Raw genomic sequence first — 25,746 nt, 5'->3', positions numbered from 1 at the left:
CAATAAAAAATTGATTAAACAAAATAGGTTCATGTAATTGAATTTCAATGGATTTCTTTTAGCAATAAGAGTAATCCTGTTCTTGTTTTGTACCTGATCAATCATTAAAAACCGGGTTTATAACATATGTCATCAACAAAAGTGAATTCAAGAGTAAATTTCGGAAAGATCAAGCATTTAGCTGAAACACCCGATCTTCTGGAAGTTCAGATTCAATCCTTTAAGGAGTTTTTCCAATTAGAAACCACACCAGACAAACGCAATATTGAGGGCCTGTTCCGGGTATTTAAGGACAACTTCCCCATCACTGACACCCGCAATATCTTTGTACTGGAGTTTCTGGATTACTTTATCGATCCGCCCCGTTATTCGATCGATGAATGTATGGAGCGTGGACTGACCTATGCAGTACCCCTGAAAGCAAAGCTGCGGCTGAGCTGTAATGATGAAGAACATGTGGATTTCCAAACCATTGTGCAGGACGTATTTCTGGGAAATATCCCTTACATGACGCCCCGCGGTACCTTTGTGATTAACGGTGCAGAGCGCGTAGTGGTTTCACAGCTGCATCGTTCTCCTGGCGTATTCTTTGGCCAGTCTGTACACCCGAACGGAACAAAGATCTATTCTGCCCGTGTGATTCCTTTCAAAGGATCCTGGATGGAATTTGCGACAGACATCAATAACGTGATGTATGCGTATATCGACCGGAAGAAAAAATTCCCTGTTACCACGCTGCTGCGTTCCATCGGCTATGAAACCGATAAGGATATCCTGGAGCTGTTTGGTATGGCTGATGAAGTTCCGGGCGACCGTAAATCGCTGGAAAAGCAACTGGGCAAACGCCTTGCTGCACGTGTTTTACGTACCTGGGTGGAAGATTTTGTAGATGAAGATACCGGTGAAGTGGTTTCCATTGAGCGGAATGAGATCGTGATGGAGCGGGATGTGGTGCTGGATGAAGAAGCGATCGACATCATTGCTGATATGGATGTGAAGAGCGTTTTTGTACAGCGCGAAGATGTGGGTGGAGATTATGCCATTATCTACAATACATTAAATAAAGATACCTCTAACAGTGAGCTGGAAGCCGTTCAGTTCATCTACCGCCAGTTAAGAGGCGCAGATGCACCGGATAACGAAACCGCCCGCGGTATCATTGATAAATTGTTCTTTAGCGACAAGCGTTATGACCTGGGTGAAGTAGGCCGTTACAAGATCAACCGCAAACTGAATATCGATGCGCCGGTTACACAGAAGACGCTGACAAAAGAAGATATTATTGAGATCATTAAATACCTCGTACGGTTAACCAACGGTAAAGCGGAGATTGATGATATCGATCACCTGAGCAACCGTCGTGTACGTACAGTAGGGGAACAATTATATGCGCAATTCGGTGTTGGTTTGGCCCGTATGGCCCGTACCATCCGTGAGCGTATGAATGTGAGGGACAATGAGGTGTTTACGCCGGTTGACCTGATCAACGCGCGTACCCTTTCCTCTGTGATCAACTCGTTCTTCGGAACATCCCAGTTGTCGCAGTTCCTGGATCAGACCAACCCCTTATCGGAAATCACGCACAAACGCCGTATCTCTGCACTGGGGCCAGGCGGTTTGAGCCGTGAGCGTGCCGGGTTTGAGGTGCGTGACGTACACTACTCGCACTACGGTCGTCTTTGTACGATTGAAACTCCGGAAGGTCCGAACATCGGTCTGATCTCTACGCTTTGCGTACATGCGAAGATCAATGAAATGGGCTTTATCGAAACGCCTTACCGCAAGGTTACCGATGGTAAGGTAAATATGAAGGAACTGGAACTGTTAAGCGCAGAAGAGGAAGATTCGGCAAAGATCGCGCAGGCCAGTGCCAAACTGGATGAGCAGGGCAACTTTGTAAACGAGCGCGTGGAAAGCCGCGAAACCGGTGACTTCCCGATTCTTGATAAGAGTGAGGTTGAATATATGGATGTAGCGCCCAACCAGATCGTAGGTTTGAGCGCCTCTCTGATTCCGTTCCTGGAGCATGATGATGCCAACCGTGCGCTGATGGGATCAAACATGCAACGTCAGGCTGTTCCGCTGCTGCGTCCGGACGAACCCATCGTGGGTACCGGCCTGGAAGGCAAGGCGGCAAGAGATTCCCGGATCCAGATCCATGCAGAAGGAAATGGTGTCGTGGAGTTTGTAGATGCCAACGAAATCCATGTGCGCTACGACCGTGATGTGAATGAGAAACTCGTGAGCTTTGAAGAAGACCTGAAGGTATATAAACTGACCAAGTTCATCAAAACCAACCACGAAACCTGTATGAACCTGAACCCTGCCGTTAAGAAAGGGCAGAAGGTAAAAGCAGGCGACTTCCTCACCAATGGTTATGCCACCAGAAACGGTGAGCTGGCCCTGGGTAAAAACCTGAAAGTGGCGTTCATGCCCTGGAAAGGTTACAACTTTGAGGATGCCATCGTGATCAGCGAGCGGGTGGTAAAAGAAGATATGTTCACGTCCATCCACATTTCCGAATACGAACTGGAAGTGCGTGATACAAAACTGGGTGAAGAAGAACTGACCTCCGATATCCCGAACGTTTCAGAAGAAGCGACCAAGGACCTGGACGAAAACGGTATCATCCGTATCGGCGCCCAGGTGAAGGAAGGCGATATCCTGATCGGTAAGATCACTCCGAAAGGAGAGAGCGATCCGACTCCTGAGGAAAAACTGCTCCGTGCCATCTTTGGTGACAAAGCCGGGGATGCAAAAGACGCTTCTTTAAAAGCTCCGAACGGGGTAGAAGGTGTGGTGATTGGTAAAAAACTGTTCCAGCGCGCCAAGAAAGATAAGAATGCAAAAGTGCGTGAGAAAGCGGCGATCGAAAAACTGGATAAGGCACACGAAAAGAACGAACAGGACCTGCTGAATGTACTGCTGGAAAAACTGGGTACCATCCTGGAAAACCAGGTTTCTTCCGGTGTAATGAACAGCTTTGATGAGATCGTGATCGGCAAGGGATCAAAATTCCATGCAAAAAATCTGGGTTCATTGGATTATGCCAACATCAACCCGTTGGGCTGGACCAATGACGAGAAGATCAATGATCAGATCAATACCCTGTTGCACAACTACAATATCAAGTTCAACGAAGAGCTGGGACGATACAAACGCGAGAAATTCAATATCTCTATCGGGGATGAATTGCCTGCAGGTGTATTGAAACTGGCAAAAGTATACCTGGCTGTAAAACGGAAGCTGAAAGTAGGGGATAAAATGGCGGGCCGCCACGGTAACAAAGGGATCGTAGCGAAAATTGTTCGTCAGGAAGATATGCCGTTCCTGGAAGACGGAAGTCCGGTGGATATTGTGCTGAACCCGTTAGGGGTACCAAGCCGTATGAACCTGGGACAGATCTACGAAACCGTACTGGGATGGGCCGGTAAAGAACTGGGTGTAAAATTTGCCACTCCGATCTTTGATGGTGCTGAGCCGGAAGAGATTGAAAAGTATTGTGCAGATGCCACTATTCCTAAGTTCGGTCACACGTTCCTGTACGATGGCGAAACCGGGGAGCGCTTCCACCAGAAAGCAACCGTGGGTGTGATCTACATGATCAAACTGCACCACATGGTGGATGACAAGATGCACGCACGTTCTATCGGACCATACAGCTTGATTACACAACAGCCGCTGGGTGGTAAAGCCCAGTTTGGTGGTCAGCGTTTTGGTGAGATGGAGGTATGGGCACTGGAAGCCTACGGGGCATCCAGCATCCTGCAGGAGCTGTTAACCATTAAATCGGATGATATCATAGGTCGTGCAAAAACCTATGAGAGCATTGTAAAAGGGGATAACATTCCAAGAGCAGGTGTACCGGAGTCGTTCAATGTATTGATACACGAATTAAGAGGTTTGGGATTAGACCTGACCTTTGAATAAAGACAGTAAATAGTGAATGGTCAATGGTGAATGCACCGTTGACTTTCACTATTGATCATCAAATCGGAATCAATAACAAAAGCAAAAAAACATAATTAAAATAGAGACCAGGATTTTGAAGACCACAAATCTCAAATCCTGAATCTCAAATCTTCAATAAGATTATGGCTACTAAAAAAGACAATCGCCCAAAGGCAGCGTTTTCAAAAATCACCATCGGCCTGGCTTCCCCGGATACCATCCTGGAAAAAAGTCATGGTGAGGTATTAAAGCCTGAAACTATCAACTACCGTACTTACAAGCCTGAGCGTGACGGTTTGTTTTGCGAAAGAATATTTGGTCCGGTAAAGGACTATGAATGTGCCTGTGGAAAGTACAAGCGCATCCGTTATAAAGGGATTGTGTGTGATCGTTGTGGTGTGGAGGTTACGGAGAAGAAAGTACGCCGTGAGCGGATGGGGCATATTAAACTGGTGGTACCGGTGGTACATATCTGGTACTTCAAATCCCTGCCTAATAAAATTGGTTACCTGCTGGGAATGAGCTCCAAGAAACTGGAGACCATCATCTATTATGAACGATACGTGGTGATCCAGGCGGGTGTGCGTGAAGATAAAGGTCAAAACTACGGCGACCTGTTAACAGAGGAAGAATACCTCGATATCCTGGATACGCTGCCAAAAGATAACCAGTACCTGCCCGATGATGATCCGCAGAAGTTCATCGCGAAGATGGGTGCAGAAGCGGTGCACGACCTGTTGCAGCGCATCGACCTGGATCAGTTGTCCTTTGATTTAAGAAACTCCGCGGCTACCGAAACCTCCCAGCAGCGTAAGGCTGATGCCTTAAAGCGGTTGAGCGTGGTGGAAGCGTTCCGCGATGCCAATACACGGATCACCAACCGTCCGGAATGGATGATCATGCAGTACATTCCGGTAATTCCGCCGGAACTGCGTCCGTTAGTGCCCCTGGATGGCGGCCGTTTTGCATCTTCGGATCTGAACGACCTGTATCGCCGGGTAATTATCCGGAACAACCGTCTGAAGCGTTTGATGGAGATCAAAGCGCCTGAGGTGATCCTGCGTAACGAAAAGCGGATGCTGCAGGAAGCGATCGACTCGTTGTTTGATAACTCAAGAAAATCCAATGCCGTTAAGGCGGAAGGCGGACGTGCATTGAAATCCCTGAGTGATGTGTTGAAAGGAAAACAGGGACGTTTCCGTCAGAACCTGTTGGGTAAACGTGTGGATTACTCCGGTCGTTCGGTAATCGTGGTAGGTCCGGAAATGAAAATGCATGAGTGCGGTCTGCCAAAAGATATGGCGGCAGAATTATTTAAACCGTTCATCATTCGTAAACTGATTGAAAGAGGTATCGTAAAAACCGTAAAATCGGCCCGTAAACTGGTTGATAAAAAAGAAGCGGTGGTTTGGGATATCCTTGAAAATATTTTAAAAGGGCACCCGGTAATGTTAAACCGTGCCCCAACGCTGCACCGTTTGTCGATCCAGGCCTTCCAGCCGAAGCTGATCGAAGGAAAAGCGATCCAGCTGCACCCGTTGGTTACCGCGGCTTTCAACGCTGACTTTGATGGTGACCAGATGGCGGTACACGTACCCCTGAGCAATGCGGCGATCCTGGAAGCCCAGCTGCTGATGCTGGCCTCCCACAACATCCTGAACCCTCAGAACGGTACGCCCATCACCCTGCCTTCTCAGGACATGGTACTGGGTCTGTACTATATTACCAAAGGAAAGAAATCTACCGAAACCGAAAAGGTTCGCGGAGAAGGGAAGGCCTTTTATTCTGCAGAAGAAGTGATCATTGCGTACAATGAAAAGCAGATCGACCTGCACGCATGGATCAAGGTAAAAGGCATTGTGCGGAATGAAAACACCGGTGAGCTGGAAAAGAAATTAATTGAAACCACTGTTGGCCGTGTTATTTTCAACCAGAATGTACCGGAAGAAGTAGGTTTTGTAAACGCGTTACTCACCAAGAAGAACCTGCGGGAGATCATTGGCGACATCATCGAGATCACCGACGTTCCTAAAACGGCGAAGTTCCTGGATGATATCAAACAATTAGGATTCCGTACCGCCTTCCAGGGTGGTTTGTCCTTCAGCATCAATGACCTGATCATTCCTGATATTAAACAGGAATTGCTGGACAATGCAAAAGGAGAGGTAGATGAAGTGTGGGATAACTATAACATGGGATTGATCACCAATAACGAGCGTTATAACCAGATCGTGGATATCTGGAGCCGTGTGGATACACGTCTTACAGAAACACTGATCCGTGAACTGAGCGCCGATAAACAAGGGTTCAACTCTGTATACATGATGCTGGATTCCGGAGCCCGTGGTAGCAAGCAGCAGATTAAGCAGCTGGCAGGTATCAGGGGACTGATGGCCAAGCCGAGAAAATCAGGCTCTACCGGGTCTGAGATCATTGAGAACCCGATCCTTTCCAACTTTAAGGGCGGACTGAATGTATTGGATTACTTCATCTCTACCCACGGTGCGCGTAAAGGTCTTGCGGATACGGCCCTGAAAACGGCCGATGCCGGTTACCTGACCCGTCGTCTGGTAGACGTAGCACAGGACGTGGTGATCACCGAAGAAGATTGCGGTACATTAAGAGGTATTTCCATCGCTGCTTTAAAAGACAACGAAGATGTGATTGAGCCGCTGGCAGATCGTATCGAAGGCCGTACCTCCCTGCATGATATTTATGATCCCCAAAGCGATGAACTGTTGCTGGAAGCGGGTACCGAAATTTCCGCAGAAAAAGCACGCAGGATTGAAGCTGCGGGTATTGAGTCAATCGAGATCCGTTCTGTACTTACCTGCGAAAGCAAGCGCGGCTGTTGCGTGAAATGCTATGGTAAGAACCTGGCATCCGGTATACTGGCTCAGAAAGGGGATGCCGTGGGTATCATCGCTGCCCAGTCTATTGGTGAGCCGGGTACACAGTTAACACTGCGTACGTTCCACGTGGGTGGTGTGGCTGGGTCTGCTTCTGTAGAATCTACCTTAGTGGCTAAGTTTGACGGTAACATTCAGTTTGACGGTGTTCGCTCTGTAATAACAACCAACGCAGAAGGTGATGATGTACGTGTGGTAATTGGCCGTACCGGTGAAGCCCGTATCATCGACACTAAAAATGACCGCCTGTTAATTACCAATAACATTCCTTACGGATCTACATTGTTGGTGAAAGACGGTCAGAAGATCTCCAAGGGAGATGCGATCTGCTCATGGGATCCGTATAACAACGTTATCATCGCGGAAGTGGATGGTGTGCTGAAGTTTGAAAACGTGATCGAAGGGGTTACCTACCGTGAAGAAGCAGATGAGCAAACCGGCCACCGTGAGAAAGTGGTTATTGAAACCCGCGATAAAACAAAGATTCCTTCTATTGTTGTAGAGGGTAAAGAAAATAAATCTTACAACTTACCTACCGGTAGCCACCTGATGCTGGACGATGGTGATGAGGTGAAAGCTGGTCGTGTACTGGTGAAGATACCGCGTATCCTGGGTAAACTGAAAGATATCACCGGGGGTCTGCCGCGTGTAACCGAGCTGTTTGAAGCACGGAACCCCAGCAGCCCGGCCGTTGTATCGGAAATTGACGGGGTGGTTTCTATGGGTGCTGTTAAACGCGGTAACCGTGAAATCATTATCGAAGCCAAGGATGGTGTAACCCGCAAGTACCTGGTGCCGCTTACCAGACAGATCCTGGCTCAGGATGGCGACTTTGTAAAAGCTGGTAGCCCGTTAAGTGACGGCCAGATCTCTCCGCAGGACATCCTTTCGATCCAGGGGCCGTTTGCCGTACAGCAGTATGTGGTAAATGAGATCCAGGAAGTATACCGTTTACAGGGTGTACGGATCAACGATAAGCACATCGAGGTGATCGTTCGCCAGATGATGCGTAAGGTAAGCATCGTGGATCCGGGTGATACCCGCTTCCTGGAAGATGACCTGGTAGATAAGTTTGAATTTGTAGATGAGAACGACTTCGTATACGAGAAGAAAGTGATCACCGATCCGGGTGATTCGGGCAAGCTGCGTGCCGGCCAGATCATCAGCCTGAGAGAGCTGCGTGAAGAGAATTCGGTGCTGCGTCGTAACGACAAGAAAACAGTGGAATACCGTGATGCACAGCCTGCTACTTCAGCGCCAACGCTTCTGGGGATTACCAAGGCCTCGCTGGGTGTACAAAGCTGGATCTCGGCGGCTTCCTTCCAGGAAACCACCAAGGTACTTTCTTCTGCAGCCATCCATGGTAAAGCGGATGAAATGCTCGGTCTGAAAGAAAACGTGATCACGGGTCATCACATCCCTGCCGGTACCGGTTTGCGTGAGTTTGAAAACATGATCGTAGGAAGCAAGGAAGAATACGAACTGTTGCAAACAGCACGTGAGGCGATGTCTTTTGACGAAGAAGAATAATCGGCCTTTAGGTCTTAAATCATAAGAGCGGCTTCCAAGGCCGCTCTTTTTTTATGTAATCAAATGAGCGCTGCGTCTTTTAAAAAAGATGCATATGAGAAAAATGATCGTGATTCTTTTTTGCGTTATTATGGCGTGGCAGTGTGGCTATAAGAAAAAGGAACCGTTACATGAACCTTTTTTTAGGACCGCGGAAACGATTATAGACAGCGTATTTCAGCAGGATACAGATAGTCTTTATCCATTTGCTGCTGCCGTCCGAAGTATTAAATACCGGCAGCCGTTTGAGGTAGATAGCCTGCTGTCAGGGAACAGTGTATATAAAAAGCTGGATAGTATGCCGGAAATACATTCGTCTTTTAAAAATGATGAGGATACTGCAGCAAAGCGGTCCAGCGCAGTGGATTATTACACTACCACCCGAAATGTTTTTGAAGGCCATGAGCATTACAGTTCGAGCAATGCAAGAGATCTTTATGATTGCCGGGCCTATTTCCAAAATGATACGCTTCGTATTTCTATAGGTTCACATTTGGGACTTGGAAACTCTGGTTTGAATATCTGGATCATCCGGGGCTGTTTTGTGATGATGCCTTATAGCTCATTTTGCGTAACCACCAACCATTCATTTGAGCCTCTTAACGTCCCTCTTTGGCAACGGTTGGTGCTGGATAAAAAAATCTATTCCATAGGAGATAGTATGTACGGCTATCTGTCTTCGGGGTCCGTATATTACGATGTAATGGGGAATCCTTCCGGACAGAAAGCGAAGGGTTTTTTCAAAGCCGTCGTTAAAAAAAGAGATTGGTAATTTTGCGGTCATGGAGCAGAATAAATATGACGATCCTTCTTTCTTTGAAAGTTACAGCCGCATGCCCCGTTCACAGGAAGGGCTGAGTGCGGCGGGGGAGTGGCCGGTTTTGCGTGCGATGCTGCCGGATCTGAAAGGTAAGCGGGTGCTGGACCTGGGTTGCGGCTACGGCTGGCATTGCCGCTATGCAGCGGAGCAGGGTGCTGTACGGGTAACTGGTGTGGACCTGTCTGCAAAGATGCTGGAACAGGCCCGGAGCTACACAGGGTTCACCCAAATTCAATACCTCCGGCAATCTATTGAGGCCCTGGCATTTCCGCCGGATTCCTTTGATGTAATCATCAGCTCCCTGGCGCTGCATTATATTGCGGATTATGCGGGTGTTTGCAAAAGAATGTTTGAAATATTGAGCGCCGGTGGCCGCATGATCTTTTCCGCAGAGCACCCGGTGTTTACAGCGCGGGCGGAGCAAGACTGGTTTTGTAATGCAGCGGGAAAACGGCTGCACTGGCCGGTAGACCATTACCAGGAGGAAGGCCGCAGAAGCACGCGCTTCCTGGGGCACGAAGTGGTTAAGTATCACCGCACAATGGCTACCTGGATCAATACGCTGCTCGATGCCGGGTTCAGGATCCGGCAGGTAGCAGAGCCGCAGCCGGCACCGGAACTGTTGCGTCATTACCCCGAAATGCAGGATGAAACCCGGCGGCCGCTTTTTATTTTAATTGCTGCTGACAAGCCGGAATAACAGGTGGAAAGAGCATTGATTACGGTTTTTATTTTTGCAATAAAAAATTATAAAAAAAGTAGGCAACAAAATTTATTGAATGATAAAAAAGCCTTACTTTTGCCTTCCCAATTTTTGGAGCTGTTCAGTACTGTGTTTCAGCCACTAACTACCAGAAATTAGTTCTTTTTATAAGCCGAAGTAGCTCAGTTGGTAGAGCAGCTGATTTGTAATCAGCAGGTCGCGGGTTCGACTCCCTTCTTCGGCTCAAAAGCATTCCTCCGGGAGTGGCTTTGGTTTGGGTAGTTGGCCGAGTGGTTAAAGGCGACAGACTGTAAATCTGTTCTCTTCGGAGTACGGAGGTTCGAATCCTTCACTGCCCACTGTGCAATTTGAAAATAGCACTTTTCAAATGCAGGAGTTCTTTGGGTTTTGAATGTTTGCAGAAGATTTAATTTTCAAATTAATTCCTTTTCAAATTTTCAAATTGATAAGCGGGAGTAGCTCATTTGGTAGAGCGATAGCCTTCCAAGCTATAGGTGGCGAGTTCGAGCCTCGTCTCCCGCTCTGTTTCGTTTGTAGTTGAGCCTGCTCCGTTGCAGGCGGGGATTTGTTTTAAACAGATCCTGAGCTATCAACTGAGATCGCCGTTGTAGCTCAGGGGTAGAGCACTTCCTTGGTAAGGAAGAGGTCGTGAGTTCAAGTCTCATCAACGGCTCTGAAGTAGAAGCAGTCATTCCGGTTAACGCCGGTGTTATGACTCTTCTTTTGGTATTTTAGATGAGTTGCACCTCTGTAGAAGCAATTCAGCTAAGCATTGCAATCCAGCCCTGGCTGGATTTGTGAATAAATAAAAATTTAGTAAAAACAATTAAAAAAGATAACAATGTCAAAAGAGACCTTTAAGCGGGAAAAACCCCACGTAAACATTGGTACCATTGGCCACGTTGACCATGGTAAAACCACTTTGACTGCGGCTATTACCGAGATTCTTGCTAAGCAAGGTTTAGCTCAGGCAAAAAAATATGACGATATTGATGGTGCACCTGAAGAGAAAGAGAGAGGTATTACAATTAATACAGCTCACGTAGAATATGAAACTGCAACTCGTCACTACGCACACGTAGATTGCCCCGGTCACGCTGACTACGTTAAAAATATGATCACTGGTGCTGCCCAGATGGATGGAGCCATCCTGGTGGTAGCGGCTACTGATGGTCCGATGCCTCAAACAAAAGAACACATCCTTTTGGCTGCACAGGTAGGTGTACCTAAAATGGTGGTTTTCTTAAATAAAGTTGACCTGGTTGATGATCCTGAACTGTTAGACCTGGTTGAAATGGAAGTTCGTGATGAACTGTCAAAACGTGGTTTCGACGGTGACAACACACCCATTATCAAAGGTTCTGCAACCGGCGCACTGGCTGGAGATGAAAAATGGGTTGGTGCAATCACTGAACTGATGGATGCTGTAGACAGCTACATTCCGCTGCCTCCCCGTCCGATCGATCTTCCGTTCCTGATGAGTGTTGAGGACGTGTTCTCTATCACTGGTCGTGGTACTGTTGCTACTGGTCGTATCGAAAGAGGTAAAGTTAAAACCGGTGAGGCTGTAGAAATCGTAGGTCTGATGGAAAAACCCCTGACTTCTACTGTAACAGGTGTGGAAATGTTCCGCAAGATCCTGGACGAAGGTGAAGCTGGTGATAACGCTGGTCTGCTGTTACGTGGTATTGAGAAAACCCAGATCCGTCGTGGTATGGTAATCTGCAAACCCGGATCTATCACTCCGCACACTGAATTCAAAGCTGAGGTTTATGTACTGAGCAAAGATGAAGGTGGTCGTCACACTCCGTTCTTCAACAAATACCGTCCTCAGTTCTATTTCCGTACAACGGATGTAACTGGTGAGTGTACACTGGCTGAAGGCACTGAGATGATCATGCCTGGTGATAACACCTCTTTAACTGTAAAACTGATCACTCCGATCGCGATGGAAAAAGGTCTGAAGTTCGCGATCCGTGAAGGTGGACGTACAGTAGGTGCAGGTCAGGTAACTGAAATCATCAAATAAGGCACCCTGCCCCGAAAGGGTGTATGGAAGCTGTCTCATATTGTATAAAGTACTTGGGCGGTTCAGTCTAAGTACTTTATATTTAAAATTAGTTCTTAATTTTTTGTCCTTTGAAGCCTTTCTCCGGGAAGGTCTAGAAGGTCATACGGGCATAGTTCAATGGTAGAATAGAGGTCTCCAAAACCTTTGATCAGGGTTCGAATCCTTGTGCCCGTGCTAAACACGTTCATTGTTTATTCGTTAATAGTTCATAGTAATGTTATATAACCATGAACCATAAACTATGAACCATAAACTATTCAGATGAGCAAGTTCGGAGATTATGTAAAAAACAGCTATAAGGAACTGGCAGAGAAAGTAACCTGGCCTACCTGGAGCGAACTGCAACAGTCTACCATGATTGTGCTGGGCGCCACGGTACTGATCACTGTAATGATCTGGCTGATGGACTTTATTGCCGGAGGCGGGCTTAATTTTTTATACAAAATCCTTTATAGTTAGAGAATGGAAGGTGTAAACATAACAGATAATGCAACTCCGGCGGCACCCCAGCAAGATACCAAGTGGTATGTATTGCGGGTGGTGAGTGGTAAAGAGCGGAAGGTAAAGGAGTATCTGGATAAGGAAATATCGAGAAGTGAGTTTGAAAAAGTAGTAAAGCAGGTATTTCTTCCCGTGGAAAAAGTATATAAGGTACAAAACGGGAAAAAAGTGATGCGGGAGCGGAACTATTACCCGGGTTATGTGATGATCGAAGTGCTGGATGGAAAAATGAGCGACGATCTGAGAGACCTGGTTGTAAACACCAATAGCGTGATTCATTTCCTTGGAAAAGATAACCCGATCGCACTCCGGAAAGCAGAGGTGAACAAGATGTTGGGAAGAATGGATGAAATGGCAGAAGCGGGTGGCGTAAGCATGGTTGAGCCGTTCATCGTTGGTGAAACCATTAAGATCGTTGAAGGACCATTTAATGATTTTAACGGGGTTATTGAAGAAGTAAATGATGAGAAGAAAAAACTGAAAGTAACCGTGAAGATCTTCGGAAGATCTACTCCGGTGGAATTGAATTATATGCAGGTAGAAAAGATTGTTTAAGCTACTTAAACGTATTGAACGAAGCCGCCCCGATGCACTTGGGGCGGCTTTTTTGTCCTGTTAAGGCTATCATAAGATACGCATTTGATATTTTTTTTGTTTAATTCATTGGTATATTGCAAGTTGTTTTATATTTATTGTAAAAATTGAGAAATGAAGAATGCGCTCCTTGTTGTAAACGCGTTACTGATAATTGCAGTGGCATTTTTGTTATACAAACAGTTTAACGGAAATACCAGCGCGGGAGGGTTACAGCATGCCGGTACCTCACTTCCAAAGGGGAAAGATTCAATGCTGCATAAGAATGCCGTATTTGCTTATATCGATATGGATTCGATCCAGGAGTACTATGAGGTGGCGCGGAATATGGAACGGGAGGTAGAGAAGAAAAAAGGCTCGATTACGTCAGAGCTCGATAAAATGGATAAATCGTTTAAGGCAAAAGTGGGAGGCTATCAAAAGCAAAGCAATGCAATGAGTGAAGAGCAGGCCTTAGCCGCGCGCCAGGATGTTGAAACCACGCAAACGCAAATGATGGAAAAACGTCAAAGCCTGATGGATGAGTTCAATAATTTTGTAGCCAGTAAGAATATGAGCGTGAAGAAAAAGATAGAGGATTACCTGAAGGTATTTAATGCAGACGGTACCTTCTCTTTTATTTTTGCTTATGAGCCGGGTTTGTTTTATTACAAGGACTCTACCTACGATATTACCAAGGAAGTGATCAAAGGGCTGAATGAGCAGTACAAGAGCGAAAAAAGGTAATCTATTAGCCAGATTTTAATAATGACCTTGCCTTTGGCAGGGTATTTTTTTGCCATTTATTTCCAATAAAATCTTATTTTGAGCTAATAAATTAAAACAAATGGCTGAGAAAGTTGCGTTTAAACAATCGCTCAATTTGTTCGATGGAACAATGATCGTAGCCGGATCCATGATTGGTTCCGGTATTTTTATTGTGGCCTCGGATATGACCCGGCAGGTAGGGTCTGCTGGATGGCTGGTTGCGCTTTGGGTTATTACGGGTTTAATGACCGTTTTTGCCGCGGTAACCTATGGTGAACTTTCTTCTATGTTTCCTAAAGCAGGTGGGCAGTATGTATACCTGAAAGAAGCCTATAACCCGATGCTGGGATTTTTATATGGCTGGAGCTTTTTTTCGGTGATTCAAACGGGAACCATTGCAGCGGTTGGCGTTGCGTTTAGCAAGTTTGCGGGTTATTTTATCCCGGTACTTACCATGGATGAACGGAATCTTCTTTTTGATTTCGGCTTTGTACGTATTTTCCCCGCACAGCTGGTGTCTATTGCACTTATTATTTTTTTAACCTACGTAAATACCCGTGGCGTAAAGGATGGAAAAATCATCCAGACGGTTTTTACCATTGTTAAACTCTTTTCATTGTTTGGCCTGATCCTGTTCGGGTTGCTGATGGCCGCCAAAGCCGATATCTGGAACGCCAATTGGGCCACCGGATTCGATATGAAATTTACCACGCCTGTTACCGATGCAGCCGGCGTAAAGCGGGGGTGGTCCGCATTCCAGGCGCCGGGAAGTATGATGGTAGCCCTGGGGCTGATCAGCGCGGCAATGGTGGGCTCTGTTTTCAGCAGCGTGGCCTGGGAAAATGTAACATTTATTGCCGGGGAAATAAAGAATCCTAAGCGCAACGTAGGAATGAGTCTTTTTTTGGGTACCCTGGTGGTAACGGTGGTATACCTGCTGGCCAACCTGATGTACCTGGCCGTGCTGCCCATGATACCGCCAGCTTCAGGCTCCGCATTAGCCTATACCCCCGAGGTGGCAGCTCCCAATATCGCATTTGCAGTTCAGGACCGTGTGGCAACGGCGGCGGCGTCTTCTATATTTGGTCATTACGGTGCGGCGATTATCGCTGTTATGATCATGATCTCTACATTCGGATGTAACAACGGTCTTATTCTTTCGGGTGCCCGGGTATATTATACGATGGCTAAGGATAACCTGTTTCTTCCCCAGGCCGGTACGCTCAATAAGAATGCAGTACCCCAATGGGCGCTGTGGGCACAATGCATTTGGGCCAGCGCCCTGTGCCTGAGCGGGCAATATGGTGTGCTGCTGGATTATGTGGTGTTTATCACCGTGGTGTTTTATATCCTGACTATCGTGGGTGTTTTTCGCCTGCGCCGGAGCCGTCCGGATGCGGAGCGGCCTTATAAGGCTTTTGGTTATCCTGTAATTCCGATCATTTATCTGCTGATGGCCGGCACACTGGGTATTGGATTGTTGTATGAAAAAACCTTTACTTCATTATTAGGCCTGGTTATTGTTATAATTGGAGTGCCGATTTACTATTACTATGCCCGGAAAGCCAGGAACGCTCCGGGTGGAAGTACCGGTAGCTGAGTGCCCCTCGGCGCCCTATACGGTTGTTAGCGAACCTGCTGAGAAGGTAATTCCCGGATAACCAGTGAACGATGCCCGGTGAAGAGCCGGCTGCCATGCATACTTTAAAATATGTGTGGGAACCAAGGACTCGGCCGCTTGTGGGATACAAAATAAAATACATCGATGCAATTGAAATTGAACACAGTATTATGTACGTTGATTTTTTTTCTTTTAACAGCTTGCAAGGAAAAGATCACTATGTCTGCGAAGCAATTTAGCGATGAGGTGGCCGCACAGGAACAGAGTCTTGCGGAGCCGATACGGCAGACGGAAAATACCATTAAGAAATGTGCGGACAGTGCCGATTATAAATGTGTTGCGGCGGCAGCTGAAAAAATGGAAGCGGTCATACAGGAAAAGATCGATCAGATCGAAAAAGTGGATGTTTCCAAACTTACGGGAGGCGAAGATTTTAAAACCGTGGCCGTCCGCTACTTTGAGTATTTTAAGAGTTTGTATACGGCCTACAGGGCAATTGGTGATGCGCCGGATGAACCGGCCCGTATGGAAGCCAGTAACCGGATGAACCAGATCCTGGTGGCCCAGGAAGAAGTAATGCTCCGCCTGCAGGATACACAGGTCCGCTTTGCTGCCGAAAACGGGTTTATGCTTGAAAAAGCTCCTGCGGCACCATCCGGTACTAATCCATGATCCGGAAAACAGGATAACGCATAAAGTCGGGATCTTTATACGCCGATTGGTTGAATATAAAAGTCAGTTGTGCTGCAGCACTGCTGGCAAAAGCCGTATCCGATTTACGCTTTTCTTCAAGAGCGGCCTGAAGGGAGGGGTGCTCTTTTAAATAAGCAGCAGCTATATCTTCATAATTGTATGCCGAATACCACTCCTTATTGTTCAGGATTCCATCAAAAAAGTTCCAGGCAAAATAACTGTCTTCGTAATACGGTTCCAGAGTTTCAAACAGGAACCGGTTTGCCGGTTGATTCATTGGAATCCACCAATCGCCTTTCCGGAACGATAGCCGCTGCTCCCTGGTTTCCACCTCTACATCCGTATTGGCATGGTGCATTTGATAGGGTATTGCCGAAGACCGGTATTTAGTAATATAGTAAGCCTGAACCGTTATCGTGGTATCCCGTGTCAGCTGCTGCATTTTGATCCTGTTGGCCTTTAACCGGTCAACCACCTTCCACCATCCCTGGGGAATGATATAGGCACGTGGTTTGGTTACCAAGCGCTGGGGGCGGTATTCGTTATAAAAGGGGATCTGCCGGGTAAAGGGTTTGGTGCGGTCATAATAAAGTCTTGGCAAACCCGATACATCGCTTTTTTTCCGGGTGGCCTCGTATCCCTTGAAGGTAATGGTTGTACCGGCGGCTGAATCCAGTTTATATGCTGCGGGAAAGGATGTGGCCTGCATTACCTGGGCCCGGGCTTCCCGCCTTAGCTCCTGGATCCGGAGCCCGTGATCTGCAGCAAAACCGATAAAACTTTTCATCAACGCATACGTGGCTTTTACGCGCTGCGGATAAGGCTTCAGCATATGGGTTTCGGGCACAAACGCAAAAGAATGGAATAAGGTGGCATAACCGCTGGCATACCGGGGGCTGTCCCAAAATGCCGGCCAGCCATTGGTAACGGCATCTCCAAAATCGTTTACATAGGGGATCAGGTCAAAACCTTCTTTCTTCATGCGCTCATAAAGTCCGGGTTCAAATTGCCGGTTCATAAATTCGCCCATTTGCCCTCCCAGTTTATTGTGTTGCGAGGACAGCAGCGTCATCACATGCTGGTAATCGGCGCCGTTGCTTACATGATTGTCCACAAATATATCCGGGTCTACTTCGTGAAATATTGCGGTAAAGGCCAGCGCATCCTTTGTATCACATTTAATAAAATCCCTGTTCAGATCAAGGTTCTGGGAATTGCCCCTGGATCCGAAGGCTTCCGGCCCATCCTGATCCACGCGGTAATAGGCACTGCGGTTGAGGCATCCCCCGATATTGTAAACCGGTATCAGGGCCAGCACCACATTGTCCGGAAGCCGGAGCTTTTGTTCGGCAATATCGCGCGCCAGCAGCATCGATGCATCAATACCATCCGGTTCTCCGGGATGGATACCATTGTTGATGAGGAGTACGGTTTTCTGCTGCTGATGGGCTTTATCAAAGCTGGTAAAGGGCTGATTGCTGATGGTAACCAGGTGCAACGGAAATCCGGCGTCTGTCATACCCATGGCGCGCATCTGAACTTTGTTCGATAGCTGGTCTAATTGCTGCCACCAGCTGATAATGGCTGCGTATTCGGGGGTTTTACTTCCATTGCTGGTTTCAAAAACAGTGGTTAGCTTTTGTGCAGATGTGTTTGCAGCAAGCATGCAGCCTGCCAGGAAAAGGGAAAAGATCCGGATCATCGTTAATACAAATAAAAATAGGTTCAAGAAGTTACAGGCTGCTTCGCATGGCCAGCTGCCGTTTGTACAGCTGGATCGTATTTTCAAATCCCAGGTAAAGGGCGTCGCAGATCAACGCATGGCCAATGCTTACTTCATCGAGCCAGGGAATTTGCTGACTGAAATAATTGAGATTATTGAGGTCCAGGTCGTGTCCTGCATTGAGCCCCAATCCCAATTCGCGGGCTTTTTCGGCCGCTTCCACATAAGGTGCAATGGCCGCCTCCGGGTTCCGCGGAAAGTTCCGGGCATACCCTTCCGTATAAAGCTCTATGCGGTCGGTACCAACTGCTGCTGCGCCTTCTACCATCCGGGGATCAGGATCTACAAAAATGGATACCCGGATGCCGGCGGCTTTAAAGATGCTAATGGTTGCCTTCAGGTATTCCTGGTGTTGAATGGTATCCCATCCATGATCGGATGTTAGCTGCCCGGTTACATCCGGAACCAGGGTTACCTGGTGCGGTGCTGTTTCCAGTACCAGGTCGATAAACGTTTGCTCCCGGCTATTGCCTTCTATATTGAATTCGGTGGTCAGCAGCGGTTTGAGCTCATATACATCTTTATAACGGATATGCCGTTCATCCGGCCGGGGATGAACCGTGATCCCGTCGGCCCCGAAATTTTCTGCATCCAACGCCATTTTAATAAGGTTGGGATTATTACCGCCACGGGAGTTGCGCAGTGTAGCAACTTTATTAATGTTAACCGATAATTTTGTCATACATACAGATTTAACCGGAGGACGTTGCTCCTGCCCGGATAGATGCCGGGCTTTAAAACGTAGCGCATTAGCCCGCCATAGTTGCAATGTACACTATTTTACGCTTTTACTAAAGCTTCGCCGGTGGGGCTTTTATAAAGGGGCCAGGATCTAAGCCAGGGATGCACTGTTTCACTTTAGTGCGCCCTAATACCCGGATAGATTGGCTTTGATGGCGGAGTCTTTTTGAGGGGGTGTCAGGTTGTGCCGGTTACCATAGAGTGCATCTTCCCATCCGCCATAGGTTGGATTGGGAAGCAGGATAAACCGCGTGCCAAATGCAGCGGCATTTTCTGTTACCTGTTGCAGGCGCTCTTCCGTTGTTTTTTTATCCCAGAGTCCGCTAAAATCTGCAAGATTATCGCCCAGCAGCAAGAGGATCGAATATTGCTCGGCAACGGACTGACGGCGTTTTTCCTTTGAAGATTCGCCCTGCAGCAGTATAAGATGCGCACTATCGGCAAAAGGGTAGTTATATTTCTTAAGATTGGCCATGGTGCCGGAACGTTCCTGCTCGCCCCGGTTGGTAATATAGAAAATGGTGACACCCTTTGCCGCTGCATAATTAAAAAAATCGACACTGCCCGGAAGCGGCTGTGCGATACCCTTTGCGGTCCATTCCTGCCATGTTTTGCTGTCATAGTCTTGGCCTGCTGCTGCCTGGCGGACTGCATAAGGGCTGTTGTCGAGAAAAGTCTCATCGATATCGGTAATGATGGCAGGCGGTTTTCCGGAAGCGGGTGCCTGTAAGGAATGGTCGAGGCTCATACGGGCTGTATTATAAGCCTGGTAACAAAGGGCCGCGTATTCTGCAGCTTTTTGCTGGTACAGGGAGCTCCAGCGTTTGCCGTTGATGGTTATAGGAGATGTAGCGGCCGGTTGCCGGACGGAATACCGGGGTGATGTACAGGCGCAACATACTGCAAGCAGTAGGATGGTCAGCGTTTTTTTGATAGCTGAATTTTTATTTTTAACGGAGGGAATCAAAACAGACCATGTGTAACTTTTTTGCCAGGGATTGGTTGTAAAAAAATTACACATGGCTGTGGGATTGAATGAAGGTATTAATTACTCAGCACGCCTTCTTCCAGTTCGGTGATCAATAATTCCCGGTTGTCAGTAACCCATTCCGGCATTGCCATTTTGGCGGTAAGCTGCCACTCATTATCTTCTTTCAGCAGTCTGAAAAATAAGCGGTTACCACGGTCGTCTGCTGTATCTACGTCAAAAACATAGCTGCCGGCGTTGTTGTTTTTCCGGTAATTGAATTCTCGTAATCTGCCATTGATTTTTATCAGGCGGGTGAAGTGTACAATTTTATTAAATGAAGTATGCATAAGTTATATCTATCAATTTTTGTGCTAACTTATCGTATGTACATTTCAACTACCATTTTCATAAAGTACATTACGGATGTCAGCGCCATCAGGCCGTCTAAAATAAAATAAAAAAGGTAATCATTTTTAGATTTTATTGCGAAGGGATAAAGCAGGTATGTAAGCACTGCCGGCAGGGCTAAAAAGACAAAATGTATAAGGTCCTGAGTATAAGTATATAGGATGTAAGAGCCCGTGATGTTTACAAGAATAAATACCGTAAAAATTATTTTTATTTTTTCAAGCGGCAGTATCGTTACCAGGCTTTTTACGCCCGTTTGCTTGTCAAATTGCTTATCCCTTAAGTCAAAGAGAATACAGATGGCAAAGATCAGGGCAAACCGGTCGGCCACATATATATAGTGCCGTGTTTGCCAGGTAACCTGCTGCACAAAAAAAGTTAGCGCAGTGGTTACATAGGTCCACATGGCAGCCAGCAGGAAGGTTTTACCGAGGATGTATCGTTGTAAGGACCGGAAAATGCGATGCGGGAATTTTGGCGCCGTGTACATCAGCGTTAATCCCACGGCGGGCAGGATATACAGCCAGCATGCTTTCAGGCGGACGAGAAAAAAAACGGTGCCAATAGCACTGATGATAAAAAAAGCAGCATGTACCCGTTTATGCTGTCTTAGCCAATCCGTGCGGCTGGCGGTAACTTCTACATCGGCATTGGTGAGGTACCAGTGAATGCTGTAACTGGAAAGGGTGGAAAAAAACACGAATGCCGCATAATCAGCCGGAAGTTTACCAATATTGAAAACCGCAACGGTGCAAAGGCACATGGCTACCGCACAACAAGCGATGAACAGGTTGCTGAAAATAATAAAATCAAAAAAAATTTTACCCTTTGCCCTCATGAAAAACCAGCTTTCTGCTGCAAACTTAATCCTTTATTTATCTGTGCCCTATTTGTATTTTTGCGGCATATTTTATGGAATTGGAGACATTGAAGGAATCGCTATTTGCAGTTGAACCGGCGGAGTTTGAAGCTCTCGCGAAGGAGGTGTTTCTGTTTCAATATCAACATAATGAAATTTACCGGCGTTATGCGGATGCCATCGGGTGTAAGGCTGCAGCCGTGACCGGCCTGCAGGATATTCCTTTTCTTCCGATCCGTTTTTTTAAAACCCATGAAGTAATCACCACCGCTTTTGAGCCGGAGGTGTACTTTGAAAGCAGCGGAACTACCGGTACGGTTAATAGTAAGCACCTGGTAAAAGACGCTGCTTTATATACCGAAAGTTTTACGAGCGCGTTTGAATTGTTTTACGGACCTGCAACGGATTTTTGTATTCTGGGCTTACTGCCTTCCTACCTGGAGCGGGGCCACTCTTCGCTGGTTTTTATGGTAGACCAGCTGATACGTGACAGTGGACATCCACAAAGCGGTTTTTACCTTCAGGATTTTGAATCCCTGGCTCAAACTTTGCAACAGTTGGAAGAGCGGGGGCAAAAGACCCTGCTCATCGGGGTTACCTATGCACTGCTTGATTTTGCAGAACAGTTTCCCCGGGCGCTCCAACATACGATCGTTATGGAAACGGGCGGTATGAAGGGACGAAGACGCGAGCTAATCCGCGCAGAAGTACACGACCGGTTACAACAGCATTTTGGTACCGCGGCCGTTCATTCCGAATATGGAATGACGGAGCTGCTGTCGCAGGCCTATTCAAAGGGCGCCGGTATTTTTGATACACCGCCCTGGATGCGGATGGTATTGAGGGAGGAGGAAGATCCGCTTTCAGTTATTACCCGGCCGGGCCGCGGCGTATTGAATGTAATTGACCTGGCCAATCTGTATTCCTGCAGCTTTATTGCTACAGACGATCTGGGGATCGTACACGCAAACGGAACCTTTGAGGTATTGGGCAGAAGAGACAACAGCGATATCCGTGGTTGTAGTCTGCTGGCGCTCTGAATCGTTTAAAGTGATCAGCGCTTTCTTTCTTTTAGAATTATGAAACCGAAAATTCTTTTTCTTGTATTGCTGCAGGGTTTTGGTCAATGGCTGAGCGCGCAGGTAAATGAAGCCGTACAGGATTCATTGGAAAATGACCGCCTGGCGCAGATGGTAACGCTTTCGGAAGTAGTGATCAATAATAAACTGAATGTACCCAGCTTTATTGACCGGGTGAAGAAGGATACTTCTTTTTATAAAGCATTTAAAAATTTAAGAGTGCTTAGTTTCTCGTCCTTAAACAATATTGTAATGCGCGATAAGCGGGGACAGCAGGTTGCTTCACTCAACAGTAAAACCCATCAAACCTACCAGGGAGGCTGCCGTACCATGACAAAAGAATATGAGCACACCACAGGAGACATGGTCGATAAGAGCGGGGATTATAATTATTATACCGCTGAATTGTATGCAGGGTTGTTCTTTACTGCAGGGAAAGTATGCGGGGAAACAAATATTGTGGGCAATGCCGGGTTGCATCCAAAAGATAAATCCGGTATCGAAAAGCGGAAGGAGCAACTGAAGATGTTGTTCTTTAATCCGGGGAAAAGGATACCGGGCATTCCGCTGATGGGCGAAAAGAGCAATATCTTCGACCCCCGTGTTGCGGACCTGTATGATTATATGATTGACTATGTTTCTTACAATGGTAAAAATGCGTACAAATTTGAGATTAAGGCAAAGGAGGGATTGAGTGGGGCCGACCGGAACCGGATCGTATATGACCGGATGACCACCTGGTTTAACGACCGCAGCTTTGAAATTATGGGTCGTACCTATGACCTGAGTTATAATACCGGTGCTTATGATTTTGATGTACATATGGAAGTAGAATTAACACGGGTTGGGCGATTGCTGGTACCCTCGGTGCTTCGCTATATCGGTAACTGGGATGTGATCTTTAAAAAAAGAGAACGGGGCATGTTTACGGCTACGTTGTTTAATTTTCGATAATACCTTTTGATCTGGCATAAAGCGGCGGCTCCTGCGTCCGGCTGATCTGCTTTTCTATCGGCTTCGTTGAACGAGGTGTGATCAAAAATCTTCGATTCCGGATGCGGTTCTTCCTGAATTATGTTGTACTTTCCCTTTCTTAATGAGATGACTATGCGACTTTTTTCTCTTCTGGCGATCCTTCTGGGGTGGATAACGGTTCACGCGCAAACCGCGCAAAAGTTAACAGCGGCAATGGATGCATTTAATGCAGATGCTCAATTGAAATATGCATTGAGTTCCCTGTATGTTATTGATGCTTCAACCGGTAATGTGGTTTTTGATCAGAACAGCAAGGTAGGTATGGCAACGGCTTCCACAGAAAAAATTGTAACGGCTGCTACAGCGTTTGATATTTTGGGTGCCGGTTACCGGTATGAAACCCGGTTTGGTATTGTGCATACGCCCAAGGGGAAGTGCCTGTATATCGATCCGTCCGGTGACCCCAGTTTGGCCAGCTGGCGATGGAGCGAAACAAAGGACACGGCGTTCCTTGCAAGACTTAAAAATGCATTGCGTGCGGAGGGGGTGAAAGAGCTGAACAGCGTGTTGATCTATACCGGAAAATGGGGTGAAGAAACCATTCCGGAGGGATGGATCTGGCAGGATCTTGGGAATTACTACGGCGCAGGTGCACAGGCACTCAATTGGAGAGAGAACCAGTTTGACCTTGTATTAAAATCGGGGACTGCATTGGGCAGCGCGGTTTCGGTTGTAAAAACGGTACCGTATCTCTACGATTACCGGATCACTTCACTGGCAACGGCTGGCGAAAAGAATTCGGGTGATAACAGTATTTTGTTTTATCCTTCCATGGGCCGGCAATCGGGATTGCTGACCGGCACCATTCCTGCAGGACAGAACGGGTTTGTAGTATCGGGATCGGTATATGACCCGGCCAACCAGTTTGTAAAAACGGTGATCAATAGTCTTAAGGGCACCGTTCGTTTTTCCAATACCGCAGTTACTGCAACGAGTCAGGAGGCAAAGGAGGTAAAATGGTTTTACACAAACAGCTCACCGGAATTGTCAAAGATCATTTACTGGTTTCTGCGCAAAAGCATTAATCTTTACGGGGAAGCGCTATTACGAACGGTGGGGCTAAATCGTAAGGGAATGGCTACCACCGATAACGGTATTGCGGCCATACAGGAGCACTGGAAAACAAGAGGTGTGGATGTGGACGAACTGCATTTGTATGATGGCTCGGGATTGTCGCCTCAAAACAGGATCACCACAAGAGCCCAGGTAACTATTTTAAACTATGCAAGGGAGCAGTCCTGGTTTGCGGATTATTATGAGGGCTTTCCTTTGTATAATGATATGAAGATGAAAAGCGGAACCATCAACCGGGTAAAAGGCTTTTCCGGTTATCAGAAATCCAGGGATGGAAAAGAATACATTTTCTCGTTTCTTGTAAATAATTACAACGGGAGCCAGCTGGCACTGGTACGGAAAATGTACAAGGTGCTGGACGAGCTGAAGTAGGTAATGGTGAATGGGCAATAACAGTGAATGCAGTTTCTCCTGGTGATTTTAATTGCCACAGATACGCTGATGGGCGCCGGCTCTAATGATATCTAAAATACCGGTGCGAAGCGCCGCAGGCCTAATCTGCGCATCTGCGGTTTTAAGAAAATGACATCGCAAGGCATAAAAATTAATTTTTAATTAAAATATTTGATCAATGAAATTTAATCCATCGCGATATACCGAGATGCAATACCGCAGATGCGGCGTGTCTGGTTTAAAACTGCCGGCTATTTCGCTGGGCCTCTGGCATAACTTCGGAGGTGTAGATGATGAAACAGTGTATCGTAAAACCCTGCACAGTGCATTTGATACCGGCATCACCCATTTTGACCTGGCCAATAATTACGGTCCGCCTCCGGGATCTGCAGAAACCAATTTTGGCAAGCTCCTGCATACGGATTTTAAATCCCACCGGGATGAGCTGATCATTTCTACAAAAGCCGGATATACCATGTGGGTGGGGCCTTACGGGGATTGGGGGTCTAAAAAATACCTTGTATCAAGCCTGGATCAAAGCCTGAAACGTATGAAGCTGGAGTATGTTGATATTTTTTATCATCACCGTCCGGACCCCGAAACACCATTGGAGGAAACAATGGCAACCCTGGACCTGATTGTGCGGCAGGGGAAGGCCTTGTATGTAGGGATCTCCAATTACCGGAAAGAAGAAGCGGCGAAAGCGTTTAAAATACTTAAAAAACTGGGCACACCCTGCGTCATCCATCAGCCCAAATACTCTATGTTCGAACGCTGGGTGGAAGATGGGTTGCTGGTTCTGCTGGAGAAAGAAGGTGTTGGCTGTATTCCTTTTTCGCCCCTGGCCCAGGGACTGCTAACCAACCGGTACCTGAAGGGGATTCCCAAAAATTCCAGAGCGGCAAAGAAACATGGCTTTCTTCAAAAAGACCAGATCACAAAGGAACGGTTGCAACAGATCCAGGAACTGAATGCGCTGGCGATGGAAAGAGGACAAAGCCTGGCTCAAATGGCGCTGGCCTGGCTGCTGAAAGATCCCAGGGTTACCTCGGTATTGGTAGGGGCCAGCAGCAGTGCCCAATTGATGGATTCAGTAAGTTACCTGAAAAATAGTACCTTTAGTAAAGACGAATTAAGCCAGATAGCCCGGATCCTGAACGCACAGCAATAAGTAATCGTTATTCCGACTTTAAAAGCACTACGC

General features: G+C 46.9%; 19 protein-coding genes and 5 tRNA genes. 19 read left to right on the top strand and 5 right to left on the bottom strand.

Annotated elements, in window-relative coordinates; translation table 11 throughout:
* Positions 1 to 126 precede the first annotated feature (126 nt).
* The 15 genes from rpoB (at position 127) to LQ567_RS10460 (ending at position 16,179) form a co-directional block, all read left to right on the top strand.
* Entirely contained in the window at positions 127 to 3,930 is a 3,804-nt protein-coding gene (rpoB, locus tag LQ567_RS10530; RefSeq protein WP_231004460.1) for a DNA-directed RNA polymerase subunit beta, read from the top strand.
* A 164-nt stretch (positions 3,931 to 4,094) separates the two neighbouring features.
* Complete coding sequence (gene rpoC / locus LQ567_RS10525) at positions 4,095 to 8,390, top strand: DNA-directed RNA polymerase subunit beta' (protein ID WP_231004459.1); 4,296 nt, start codon at positions 4,095 to 4,097, stop codon at positions 8,388 to 8,390.
* A gap of 94 nt (positions 8,391 to 8,484) precedes the next feature.
* Positions 8,485 to 9,201: a hypothetical protein gene (locus LQ567_RS10520; protein ID WP_231004458.1), complete on the top strand. Its 717-nt coding sequence runs from the start codon at positions 8,485 to 8,487 to the stop codon at positions 9,199 to 9,201.
* A gap of 10 nt (positions 9,202 to 9,211) precedes the next feature.
* A complete protein-coding gene (locus LQ567_RS10515) occupies positions 9,212 to 9,949 on the top strand; it encodes a class I SAM-dependent methyltransferase (RefSeq protein WP_231004457.1) in 738 nt (245 codons plus the stop codon).
* A 174-nt stretch (positions 9,950 to 10,123) separates the two neighbouring features.
* Positions 10,124 to 10,196: transfer RNA gene (locus LQ567_RS10510), tRNA-Thr, on the top strand.
* A 32-nt stretch (positions 10,197 to 10,228) separates the two neighbouring features.
* Positions 10,229 to 10,311, top strand: a tRNA-Tyr gene (locus LQ567_RS10505).
* A gap of 111 nt (positions 10,312 to 10,422) precedes the next feature.
* Positions 10,423 to 10,495, top strand: a tRNA-Gly gene (locus LQ567_RS10500).
* Between the two features lie 79 nt (positions 10,496 to 10,574).
* Positions 10,575 to 10,646: transfer RNA gene (locus tag LQ567_RS10495), tRNA-Thr, on the top strand.
* Between the two features lie 168 nt (positions 10,647 to 10,814).
* Positions 10,815 to 12,002 carry an elongation factor Tu gene (tuf, locus tag LQ567_RS10490; protein ID WP_231004456.1) on the top strand — a complete coding sequence of 396 codons (1,188 nt, stop codon included), beginning with the start codon at positions 10,815 to 10,817 and terminating at the stop codon, positions 12,000 to 12,002.
* A 145-nt stretch (positions 12,003 to 12,147) separates the two neighbouring features.
* A tRNA-Trp gene (locus LQ567_RS10485) sits at positions 12,148 to 12,218 on the top strand.
* A gap of 87 nt (positions 12,219 to 12,305) precedes the next feature.
* Entirely contained in the window at positions 12,306 to 12,503 is a 198-nt protein-coding gene (gene secE, locus LQ567_RS10480; protein ID WP_223707957.1) for a preprotein translocase subunit SecE, read from the top strand.
* 3 nt (positions 12,504 to 12,506) lie between these two features.
* Positions 12,507 to 13,100: a transcription termination/antitermination protein NusG gene (gene nusG, locus LQ567_RS10475; protein ID WP_231004455.1), complete on the top strand. Its 594-nt coding sequence runs from the start codon at positions 12,507 to 12,509 to the stop codon at positions 13,098 to 13,100.
* 153 nt (positions 13,101 to 13,253) lie between these two features.
* Positions 13,254 to 13,865, top strand: coding sequence for an OmpH family outer membrane protein (locus tag LQ567_RS10470; protein ID WP_231004454.1), 612 nt, complete (start codon positions 13,254 to 13,256; stop codon positions 13,863 to 13,865).
* A 100-nt stretch (positions 13,866 to 13,965) separates the two neighbouring features.
* The gene (locus LQ567_RS10465) at positions 13,966 to 15,486 is read left to right on the top strand and encodes an APC family permease (protein WP_231004453.1); all 1,521 of its coding nucleotides are present in this window, start codon (positions 13,966 to 13,968) and stop codon (positions 15,484 to 15,486) included.
* 240 nt (positions 15,487 to 15,726) lie between these two features.
* Positions 15,727 to 16,179, top strand: a complete 453-nt coding sequence (locus tag LQ567_RS10460; protein WP_231004452.1) for a hypothetical protein — start codon at positions 15,727 to 15,729, stop codon at positions 16,177 to 16,179.
* Here LQ567_RS10460 and LQ567_RS10455 read toward each other — a convergent pair.
* From LQ567_RS10455 to LQ567_RS10435, 5 genes are all read right to left on the bottom strand, one after another.
* Positions 16,169 to 17,902, bottom strand: a complete 1,734-nt coding sequence (locus LQ567_RS10455; protein WP_231004451.1) for a M14 family metallopeptidase — start codon at positions 17,900 to 17,902, stop codon at positions 16,169 to 16,171. The genes LQ567_RS10460 and LQ567_RS10455 overlap by 11 nt on opposite strands.
* Positions 17,903 to 17,933: 31 nt before the next feature.
* Positions 17,934 to 18,665, bottom strand: a complete 732-nt coding sequence (locus LQ567_RS10450; protein WP_231004450.1) for a pyridoxine 5'-phosphate synthase — start codon at positions 18,663 to 18,665, stop codon at positions 17,934 to 17,936.
* A gap of 186 nt (positions 18,666 to 18,851) precedes the next feature.
* Complete coding sequence (locus tag LQ567_RS10445; protein WP_231004449.1) at positions 18,852 to 19,745, bottom strand: 5'-nucleotidase, lipoprotein e(P4) family; 894 nt, start codon at positions 19,743 to 19,745, stop codon at positions 18,852 to 18,854.
* 23 nt (positions 19,746 to 19,768) lie between these two features.
* Positions 19,769 to 20,041 (bottom strand): hypothetical protein, encoded by a 273-nt coding sequence (locus LQ567_RS10440; RefSeq protein ID WP_231004448.1) that lies wholly within the window; start codon positions 20,039 to 20,041, stop codon positions 19,769 to 19,771.
* A gap of 29 nt (positions 20,042 to 20,070) precedes the next feature.
* Positions 20,071 to 20,940 carry a UbiA prenyltransferase family protein gene (locus LQ567_RS10435; RefSeq protein ID WP_231004447.1) on the bottom strand — a complete coding sequence of 290 codons (870 nt, stop codon included), beginning with the start codon at positions 20,938 to 20,940 and terminating at the stop codon, positions 20,071 to 20,073.
* Positions 20,941 to 21,014: 74 nt separating this feature from the next.
* On the opposite strand from LQ567_RS10435, the gene LQ567_RS10430 reads away from it, so the two are divergent.
* From LQ567_RS10430 to mgrA, 4 genes are all read left to right on the top strand, one after another.
* Complete coding sequence (locus tag LQ567_RS10430; RefSeq protein ID WP_231004446.1) at positions 21,015 to 22,001, top strand: LuxE/PaaK family acyltransferase; 987 nt, start codon at positions 21,015 to 21,017, stop codon at positions 21,999 to 22,001.
* Positions 22,002 to 22,040: 39 nt separating this feature from the next.
* Positions 22,041 to 22,994: a hypothetical protein gene (locus tag LQ567_RS10425; protein WP_231004445.1), complete on the top strand. Its 954-nt coding sequence runs from the start codon at positions 22,041 to 22,043 to the stop codon at positions 22,992 to 22,994.
* 153 nt (positions 22,995 to 23,147) lie between these two features.
* Positions 23,148 to 24,521: a D-alanyl-D-alanine carboxypeptidase/D-alanyl-D-alanine endopeptidase gene (gene dacB, locus LQ567_RS10420; protein WP_231004444.1), complete on the top strand. Its 1,374-nt coding sequence runs from the start codon at positions 23,148 to 23,150 to the stop codon at positions 24,519 to 24,521.
* A gap of 199 nt (positions 24,522 to 24,720) precedes the next feature.
* Positions 24,721 to 25,713, top strand: a complete 993-nt coding sequence (mgrA, locus tag LQ567_RS10415) for an L-glyceraldehyde 3-phosphate reductase (RefSeq protein ID WP_231004443.1) — start codon at positions 24,721 to 24,723, stop codon at positions 25,711 to 25,713.
* The last annotated feature ends 33 nt before the right edge of the window (positions 25,714 to 25,746 follow it).

The organism is Niabella pedocola, assembly GCF_021044425.1.
Lineage (GTDB): Bacteria > Bacteroidota > Bacteroidia > Chitinophagales > Chitinophagaceae > Niabella > Niabella pedocola.
Note: the sequence above shows the minus strand (reverse complement) of the source record. Positions and strands in the feature narration are given on the sequence as shown.

What these genes read in the sequence shown, in the direction of transcription:
- LQ567_RS10470 (WP_231004454.1), top strand. Translation starts at nt 13,254, where the DNA reads ATGAAGAATGCGCTCCTTGTTGTAAACGCGTTACTGATAATTGCAGTG.
- LQ567_RS10430 (WP_231004446.1), top strand. Translation starts at nt 21,015, where the DNA reads ATGGAATTGGAGACATTGAAGGAATCGCTATTTGCAGTTGAACCGGCG.
- LQ567_RS10515 (WP_231004457.1), top strand. Translation starts at nt 9,212, where the DNA reads ATGGAGCAGAATAAATATGACGATCCTTCTTTCTTTGAAAGTTACAGC.
- tuf (WP_231004456.1), top strand. Translation starts at nt 10,815, where the DNA reads ATGTCAAAAGAGACCTTTAAGCGGGAAAAACCCCACGTAAACATTGGT.
- rpoB (WP_231004460.1), top strand. Translation starts at nt 127, where the DNA reads ATGTCATCAACAAAAGTGAATTCAAGAGTAAATTTCGGAAAGATCAAG.
- LQ567_RS10520 (WP_231004458.1), top strand. Translation starts at nt 8,485, where the DNA reads ATGAGAAAAATGATCGTGATTCTTTTTTGCGTTATTATGGCGTGGCAG.
- dacB (WP_231004444.1), top strand. Translation starts at nt 23,148, where the DNA reads ATGCGACTTTTTTCTCTTCTGGCGATCCTTCTGGGGTGGATAACGGTT.
- LQ567_RS10440 (WP_231004448.1), bottom strand. Translation starts at nt 20,041, where the DNA reads ATGCATACTTCATTTAATAAAATTGTACACTTCACCCGCCTGATAAAA.
- mgrA (WP_231004443.1), top strand. Translation starts at nt 24,721, where the DNA reads ATGAAATTTAATCCATCGCGATATACCGAGATGCAATACCGCAGATGC.
- LQ567_RS10450 (WP_231004450.1), bottom strand. Translation starts at nt 18,665, where the DNA reads ATGACAAAATTATCGGTTAACATTAATAAAGTTGCTACACTGCGCAAC.
- LQ567_RS10445 (WP_231004449.1), bottom strand. Translation starts at nt 19,745, where the DNA reads ATGTGTAATTTTTTTACAACCAATCCCTGGCAAAAAAGTTACACATGG.
- secE (WP_223707957.1), top strand. Translation starts at nt 12,306, where the DNA reads ATGAGCAAGTTCGGAGATTATGTAAAAAACAGCTATAAGGAACTGGCA.
- LQ567_RS10460 (WP_231004452.1), top strand. Translation starts at nt 15,727, where the DNA reads ATGTCTGCGAAGCAATTTAGCGATGAGGTGGCCGCACAGGAACAGAGT.
- nusG (WP_231004455.1), top strand. Translation starts at nt 12,507, where the DNA reads ATGGAAGGTGTAAACATAACAGATAATGCAACTCCGGCGGCACCCCAG.
- LQ567_RS10435 (WP_231004447.1), bottom strand. Translation starts at nt 20,940, where the DNA reads ATGAGGGCAAAGGGTAAAATTTTTTTTGATTTTATTATTTTCAGCAAC.
- rpoC (WP_231004459.1), top strand. Translation starts at nt 4,095, where the DNA reads ATGGCTACTAAAAAAGACAATCGCCCAAAGGCAGCGTTTTCAAAAATC.
- LQ567_RS10425 (WP_231004445.1), top strand. Translation starts at nt 22,041, where the DNA reads ATGAAACCGAAAATTCTTTTTCTTGTATTGCTGCAGGGTTTTGGTCAA.
- LQ567_RS10455 (WP_231004451.1), bottom strand. Translation starts at nt 17,902, where the DNA reads ATGATCCGGATCTTTTCCCTTTTCCTGGCAGGCTGCATGCTTGCTGCA.
- LQ567_RS10465 (WP_231004453.1), top strand. Translation starts at nt 13,966, where the DNA reads ATGGCTGAGAAAGTTGCGTTTAAACAATCGCTCAATTTGTTCGATGGA.